This is a genomic window from Parendozoicomonas verongulae, assembly GCF_009711465.1.
In the GTDB taxonomy this organism is placed as follows: domain Bacteria; phylum Pseudomonadota; class Gammaproteobacteria; order Pseudomonadales; family Endozoicomonadaceae; genus Sansalvadorimonas; species Sansalvadorimonas verongulae.
In genome coordinates, this window is sequence record NZ_SMME01000860.1 from 55,533 (window position 1) to 62,401 (window position 6,869).

Genomic DNA, 6,869 nt, shown 5'->3' on the forward strand with positions numbered 1-6,869 from the left:
GCTTACTCTCTGGGTGGGACGTATGCCAGAAAAGGGTGATGCAGGGCTTCATCGGGAGTCATTCTGGTTTGCGGGTTGACATCCAGCATTCTGCTGAGGAAATCGACGGCCAGATGCGTATACTCGGGTGGTTGAGAGAGCAGGGCGGCTTTTAATTCCCTCTCCATATGCTCTTTGGCCCTGTCGGATTTGGTCCATTCCTTGTAGTGTTGAAAGTAACGATTAAGATCTCTGACGCCAGTGGTATCCATATATTTTTTTCCGGTGATCATTTCGAAGAAAACACAGCCAGCGGAAAACATGTCTACTTCAATACCGTAACTTGTTTTTCCGCCATTCAGGGCTGTCTCCATCAGTTCGGGTGCGGCGTAGGCAGGGGTTCCTTTTAAAACCGTGCTCTGGTTATCGGGTAAATGCTCTGCGAACCCGAAGTCTGCGATTTTTACGGCTCCCTGCTCTCTGCCCTCTGTGTCTTTCTCTGGCCCGAGCCGACCGGGATTTATCAGGATGTTGGCGGGTTTTATATCTCTGTGAATAACATTGGCTGATTTCAGATAGGCGAGCCCTTTGAGTACCTGAGTACAGGCTTCCTGCTGTAGCGGTAAAGGCAGCTTTCCACCATATCGGGCTTCCTGTGGGGTAGGATTGGCTGGTGTCCTTTTATTCTCAGGGGCTTTGATGATACGAGAGAGAGGAACGCCACCATCTTCCATAAATATCTCTGTTTGCTGGAGTGGGTCTAAGGAGGCTTGACGACTGATAGGCGTAATGCTCACCAGGTTGGGGTGTCTTAAGCTCTTCTGGATCCAGAGCTCCTTAGCCAGCGCCTCGCGAGCTTCGGTATTGGGGGCTCCGGTATCGGGTGCTTTAAGCACTTTGCGAACCTTAAGTTTTCCAGCGTACCCCTCAACAAACGAATCCACTTTACCGAAGCTGCCTTCACCAAGAGTTCGGAAAGGTCTCAACTCTTTATTTATCACCTGAGCCGATGGCTCTGGTAGCCTCTTACCCTGTAGCACGGCCTTTATCTTCTTCCAGCGGTCTGTCCATTTGTTTGCCTGAGGTGATCTTTGTGATTCAGGAATTGTTTCATGTCTCAGGCGTTCAGCTTCTTGAGACGTTGTGGGCTGAGTGATGTGGCGGATATTTCTTTTATCAATGACGGTACCGCTTTTCAGCTGGACAAAATCACTGGGAGCTGTCCCCCCGAGTTTTTTTTTGATGAAGTGGTAGGCAATAGCTATGCGCTTTCCCAGCGATGCTTTGGAACCTGACTCTTCGCTTGGCTTTTCAGGGGGCTGTTGAGGGCTCTGTGGGGATTGGGGATTGTTATGGATCATGGTGAACGCATCCGTGCGAGGTTTTGTTTAACTGGTTTTGTTTAACTATAGGGTGCGTTCACGGTTTGGGTGCTTACACACCTGCTACAAGCTGTTTGCAAAGTTGGGGTGTTAAATATTGTGCGTGATAAGACGTGATGATCGGATTATGAGCTACTTTGTTCTCTTGTTCCGGTTTTGTCTGGCCTTGGGAAATGCATAAAAATGCAGGTTCGATGCAAGTGATAGATATAATCAACCCTGTCTCTGAAAAAAAGCTGTATAGCATTGAAGAGGCAAGTGACGCAGATATATTCGCAGCCTTTGCAAAGGCACGTTTAGCCAGCGATGAACTGTACGGCTCCACTGTGCAGGAGCGTACTCGCGATATTCTCCGGGTCATTCAATATCTGCAGGATAACGAAGAGCGTTTGCTGGACAGAATTGTGGAAGAGTCTGGCCGCAGCCGTGGTGACGCTATGTTGTCGGATATGGTGCAGATGCTTGAAGACTGTCACTGGCTGGTTGAAAACGCGGCTCGCGTGCTGGCCGATGAAAAGGTGCCAACGCCTATTACCCTGTTTGGGAAAAAATCTCATATCTACCATGAGGCCCGTGGTGTGGTGCTGGTGATTTCACCATGGAATCTCCCCCTTGCCATTGCCGGAACAGCTGCGCTGTTTGCTTTTGCTGCGGGTAATGCAGTGATTATCAAACCTTCCGAGCAAACGCCCATGAAGGGCATATTTGAGGAGATCAGCAAGCTTTCCCCTCTTTTATCTCAGGCAATTACAGTGGTTTATGGGAGTGGTGAAACGGCTCAGAAACTCATCGCCCAAAGGCCCGATTTTATATCGTTTACCGGCAGTGTTCGCACAGGGAAAAAGATTCTTACCCAGGCCGCGCCGCTGGTGATTCCTGTTATTGCGGAGTTAGGCTCCAAAGACGCGATGATTGTGTGTGATGACGCTGACATTGATCGTGCTGTTGGTGCAGCAGCCTGGGGCAATATGCATAACAGCGGGCAGAGTTGCACGGCTATTGAACGACTCTATGTTCAGAGCGGTATTTATGACGAATTCGTTCGGCGTCTGAAAGCTGCATTTGAGAAAGTTACGTTAGGTACAGGCCCGGATCATGATATGGGTGCTATTACCACACCGTTTCAGATGGACATTATTGATGGCCAGATTCGCGATGCCCGGGAAAAAGGCGCTGATATTATTTGTGGAGGTGAGCCCGCCGGTCACGGGGGGTATAAGCCGACGATTGTGCTGAATGTCACTGATAAAATGCGTTTGGCGACAGAGGAAACCTTCGGCCCTGTGGTACCGGTTTATGCCTTTGGTACTGTCGAGGAGGTGGTTCGTCTTCATAATCAGTGTGACTTTGGCTTGAGTACCAGCGTCTGGACAACAGATCCTGCTATAGCGGACCACATTACCCGAGCGGTAGTGACCGGATGTGTGAATATCAATAACGTCATGCTGACGGAAGGTAATGCAAACTTGCCTTTTGGTGGAGTGAAGTACTCTGGCTATGGCCGCATGAAAGGTGCCGAAGGCCTTTTGGGAATGACACGCTCTAAAGCTGTTCTCGTTGACAACACTCGTGGAAAGCCGGAACCAAACTGGTACCCCTATTCTCAGGAAAAATTATCGTTAATGAGTCGTTTAATGCGCGCTGTTACCAGCCCTGCAGGGCCGGGGAAGCTGTTTGCTCTGGCGCGGGTAGGCCTGGCTCTTGATAGCTTGCTGAAGAAAGATTCTGAATTAGACACCTGAGCGCGAATATAAGAACAAGGTCTTTATGAAACTACTACTGTTCGTTGCTGTAGCCACCTTTTTTTACTGGCGTCGGGATTGTGGCCGCCCCCATTCACTTTATTTTCAGAAGCTGCAGAGCTTGCTGAGAAAACATGGTGTTGGTTATCCACGATTAGTGATCGATCTCGACAAACTGGATGCCAATATTCAGCAGGTAAAAAATGTAGTAGGTGATACTTCGGTATTACGAATACCGGCCAAATCCTTGCCTTCTTTTGAGTTACTCGAATACCTGCAAAAACAGCTCAACACATCCCGGTTAATGGTGTTTCATCAGCCATTCCTGAACCAGTTGCTGGAGCGTTTTCCTGAGGGTGACTTTTTGATAGGCAAGCCCTTTCCCGTGAGTTGTGCCCGAACAGTGCTTGATACCCAACCTGAGGTGGGATCCGGCCGGGTGAAGTGGCTGATAGACACCTATGAGCGGTTGGAGCAATACATTGACCTTGCCAAAGAAAAGCAGCTTTGCTTGAAACTGGCGGTTGAGATTGATGTGGGACTGCATCGGGGTGGCGTGCAGACTACCGGTAACTTTCTTCAGCTATTGAAGCTGATAGCAGCTAATAAAGAGCATGTATCGTTTGCCGGTTTGATGGGATATGAACCCCATATCAGCAAACTATCCGGTCTTCTTGCCTCTTTGCGAATAGGAGAGAAGGAGAAGGTTATGGAGCGGTATCAGGCTTTTGTTGATGTGGTAAAGCACAGCTACCCGGACTTTTACGCTGAGGGGGTGTGCTTTAACTCCGGCGGAAGCATGACATACTCCCTTTACGGAAAACTGGACCGTAAAGGCCACCGAGGGGAGATCAATGATCTGGCCGTTGGATCTGCCTTTGTAAAGCCCGCAAGCTTTGATCTGGAAACCCTGACTCATCATCAGGCGGCTGTTTTTATTGCGACTCCGGTTCTTAAGGCTCTGGATACTTTAAATGTACCGCTGTTGGAAAAGGTATCGGGACTATGGAAAACCCTGTCGCCTAATTTCGGGAGGGTGTTTTTCACCTATGGTGGTTGGTGGAAGGCCAGACTTGAGTCCCCTAAAGGGCTGAGGAATAACGTGCTTTATGGGCGCAGTACAAATCAGGAGTTGTTGACAGGATCGGAGGCTACAGGTTTGAATGTTGACGACTTCATTTTTATGCGGCCAACTCAGAGCGAATATGTCTTTCTCCAGTTTGGTCGCATACTTGTTGTGCGAAAAGATGAAGTTGTTGGTGAGTGGGCCACCTTCAACCTCGATTATTGAATCCACCAAATTCATCGTAACTGGCGAAGAGCTGACAAAGGGGAGAAAAGCGGTCGACCTGGGTGAAAGAGTCGGCCGCTTTGAGCGAAATTCGGGCTATTTAAAAGGGAATGCTTAAAAGCGGTTAGCGATATGGGCACCGACAGGGCGACGAGGACGTTCAGTGGCGATGCTGACACGAATATCTCGACCATTCACTGCAGCGCCGTCGAGAGTCAGTGCAGCTTTGGCTGCAGCTTCATCAGTAAAAGTAACAAAAGCAAAACCGCGGGAACGGCCAGTTTCACGATCCAGAATGATTTTCACTTCTTCCAGCTCACCATGCTGGCTGAAAACCTCTGTCAGTTCATCTTCCGTTGCACGGAATGAAAGATTACCGATGAACAGCTTGTTTTGAGCCATGACCAAATGCTCCGATGATAATTCTATTAATTGTTTGATGGCTGGACTTTCATTCAGTTCACGCCATACCACTGAGCAAGTGTCTGGCTGGTATGACGCTCTTAAAGGTCCTCAGCGCAAAACTAAAACAAAAAAAACAAGGGATTGCAAAGCAATTGGATAACGAAATATTGATTTTTGTTTTCCGGGTGATACAAATCAAAAAAACGAATGATACCAAGGGTTTGCGCAGAAAGCTGATCGATTTTCTTAACTCTTGATTTGTTGTTTATATAGTCAAAAAATAGGTGTTTATGCATTTCGTTAATATAGTGTAAAAAACATTCAAGTGTGCGCAAAAAACGACCTGTATCAATACTTCGTCAATTACTCGTAATTAGCGGTTGGTAACAATCGACAGACTATAAACCACAGGAGTATTGTTGCGCCATATTCCGATGCCCTCCCGAGTTCTTTCTCTGTTTAGTGCTCCTGAGAGCTTTTTTGATCCTAATTTCTTCTTGGTAACAGTTATGCAATATCGCAAGGAAGAAGATCTTCTGGGTACTATGGAAGTACCTGCAGATGCTTATTACGGTATCCACACTCTCCGTGCTCTGAAAAATTTTCAGATCAGTCGGGAGCGTATCGGTGATAGCCCTGAATTTGTTCGCGGCATGGTTTCTGCTAAAAAAGCAGCTGCACTGGCTAACAAGCAGCTGGGCACTATCGATCCAAACATTGCTGATTACATTGTAAAAGCTTGTGATCTGATCCTGGACACTGGCCGCTGCATGGACCAGTTCCCAACTGATGCTTTCCAGGGGGGGGCTGGCACCTCCGTTAACATGAACACCAACGAGGTTGTAGCGAACCTTGCTTTGGAACTGATGGGTCACGAGAAAGGCCGTTACGACGTTGTTAACCCTAACGATCACGTAAACAAAAGTCAGTCTACCAACGACGCTTATCCAACAGGCTTCCGCGTTGCTGTTTACAACAGCATTGGCTCTGTTCTGATGAACCTGAACAATCTGGTGGAAGCTTTTGAAGCTAAGGCTGCTGAGTTCGACGATATCCTGAAGATGGGCCGCACTCAGCTGCAGGATGCCGTTCCTATGACGCTGGGTCAGGAATTCAAAGCCTGGGCTATGACTCTGAAGGAAGAAGTGAAGAGCATTCAGCGCACTCGTGAGCTGGTTCTGGAAGTAAATCTGGGCGCTACCGCTATCGGTACCGGCCTGAATACTCCGGAAGGCTACTCTGCTGTTGCTGTAGAGAAGCTGGCAGAAGTCACTGGTCAGCCATATGTACAGGCTGCTGATCTGGTTGAAGCGACTTCCGACTGTGGCGCTTATGTGATGATTTCCAGCGCACTGAAGCGTATGGCGGTTAAGCTGTCCAAGATCTGTAACGATCTGCGTCTGCTGTCTTCCGGCCCACGTGCTGGTCTGAACGAAATCAACCTGCCTGAGCTGCAGGCTGGTTCTTCCATTATGCCTGCAAAAGTTAACCCAGTTATCCCTGAAGTGGTTAACCAGGTTTGCTTCAAGGTGATCGGTAACGACATGACCATCACTATGGCTTCTGAAGCCGGTCAGCTGCAGCTGAACGTAATGGAGCCAGTCATCGCTCAGAGCCTGTTCGAGTCCATCAACCTGCTGGCTAGTGCCTGTGAGACTCTGACTGAGAAGTGTGTAACCGACATTACCGCTAACCGTGAAGTTTGCGAGCAGATGGTTCTGAACTCTATCGGTATCATCACTTACCTGAACCCCCACATCGGTCACCACGAAGGCGATATCGTTGGTAAGGTTTGTGCAGAATCTGGTCGCAATGTGCGTGAAGTTGTACTGGAGCGTGGCCTGCTGGACAGTGAAGAGCTGGACAAGATTTTCTCCATTGAGAATTTGAAGCACCCTGCCTACCACGGCAAACGTTTTCATGTGAACGTTTAATCACGGCTTCAAACTCTGTTTCAAAAAATCGGGCCTGGGGAGTCTCTCCAGGCCCGATTTTTATGTCAGTCTACGTCCATAGCCTCTTTCTCCTTTCGCTTCTCTTCATTTTTCTTATCCACTGCTTTTGGTGGAT

General features: G+C 48.4%; 5 protein-coding genes. 3 read left to right on the forward strand and 2 right to left on the reverse strand.

The features are described 5' to 3' along the window. Positions 1-2: 2 nt before the first annotated feature. Positions 3-1,340 carry a serine/threonine-protein kinase gene (locus E1189_RS17380; RefSeq protein WP_155161948.1) on the reverse strand — a complete coding sequence of 446 codons (1,338 nt, stop codon included), beginning with the start codon at positions 1,338-1,340 and terminating at the stop codon, positions 3-5. A gap of 221 nt (positions 1,341-1,561) precedes the next feature. On the opposite strand from E1189_RS17380, the gene E1189_RS17385 reads away from it, so the two are divergent. Further along, positions 1,562-3,103: an aldehyde dehydrogenase family protein gene (locus tag E1189_RS17385; protein ID WP_196221498.1), complete on the forward strand. Its 1,542-nt coding sequence runs from the start codon at positions 1,562-1,564 to the stop codon at positions 3,101-3,103. Between the two features lie 25 nt (positions 3,104-3,128). After that, positions 3,129-4,394: an alanine racemase gene (locus E1189_RS17390; protein WP_155161952.1), complete on the forward strand. Its 1,266-nt coding sequence runs from the start codon at positions 3,129-3,131 to the stop codon at positions 4,392-4,394. Positions 4,395-4,508: 114 nt separating this feature from the next. Here the strand turns inward: E1189_RS17390 and E1189_RS17395 are convergent, their stop codons facing one another. Continuing rightward, the gene (locus E1189_RS17395; RefSeq protein ID WP_155161954.1) at positions 4,509-4,796 is read right to left on the reverse strand and encodes an RNA recognition motif domain-containing protein; all 288 of its coding nucleotides are present in this window, start codon (positions 4,794-4,796) and stop codon (positions 4,509-4,511) included. 512 nt (positions 4,797-5,308) lie between these two features. Between E1189_RS17395 and aspA the strand changes: the two genes are divergently transcribed. Further along, positions 5,309-6,733 carry an aspartate ammonia-lyase gene (gene aspA, locus E1189_RS17400; RefSeq protein WP_155161956.1) on the forward strand — a complete coding sequence of 475 codons (1,425 nt, stop codon included), beginning with the start codon at positions 5,309-5,311 and terminating at the stop codon, positions 6,731-6,733. Positions 6,734-6,869: the final 136 nt, after the last annotated feature.

Excerpts from the sequence above, each read along its gene's own strand:
- aspA (WP_155161956.1), top strand. The coding sequence starts at position 5,309 with ATGCAATATCGCAAGGAAGAAGATCTTCTGGGTACTATGGAAGTACCT.
- E1189_RS17380 (WP_155161948.1), bottom strand. The coding sequence starts at position 1,340 with ATGATCCATAACAATCCCCAATCCCCACAGAGCCCTCAACAGCCCCCT.
- E1189_RS17390 (WP_155161952.1), top strand. The coding sequence starts at position 3,129 with ATGAAACTACTACTGTTCGTTGCTGTAGCCACCTTTTTTTACTGGCGT.
- E1189_RS17395 (WP_155161954.1), bottom strand. The coding sequence starts at position 4,796 with ATGGCTCAAAACAAGCTGTTCATCGGTAATCTTTCATTCCGTGCAACG.